Origin of the sequence: Streptomyces sp. SID14478 (genome assembly GCF_010548525.1) — a bacterium.
Taxonomy (GTDB): domain Bacteria; phylum Actinomycetota; class Actinomycetes; order Streptomycetales; family Streptomycetaceae; genus Streptomyces.
The window spans coordinates 1-335 of the sequence record NZ_JAAGMG010000333.1 but is presented as its reverse complement, the minus strand read 5'-3'; the positions used below and the strand labels follow the sequence as shown (position 1 = coordinate 335).

General features: G+C 76.1%; 1 pseudogene. It reads left to right on the top strand.

From position 1 onward, the window contains the following. Positions 1 to 335: pseudogene (locus G3I40_RS10935) on the top strand (PucR family transcriptional regulator); the annotation flags it as partial.

Below are 335 nucleotides of genomic sequence, written 5' to 3'. Positions count from 1 at the left end.
CCGTGGTGCTGATGCAGGCCCGCCAGGAGGAGGAGCTGGCGGCGCGCGGGCGCGGTGACTTCCTCACCGATCTCGCCGAGGGCCGCATCACGCCGGACGACGCGCCCGCGCAGGCCCGCGTGCTCGGTTTCAGACCGACCGGGCAGGGGCCCTTGCTGCCGGTGGTGATGCGGCTGCCGGAGACCTCGATGGGGGCGTCGCCGGGCGGCGGCTGGGCCGTGCTCGCGCGGGCCGTGTCGGAGGAGCTGGCGTCGGTCGGCGTACCGGTCCTGCTGGGCGTACGTCCCGTCGAGGGGCGGGTGCCGCTGCTGCTGGGCCTGCGCTCGGATTCGGAG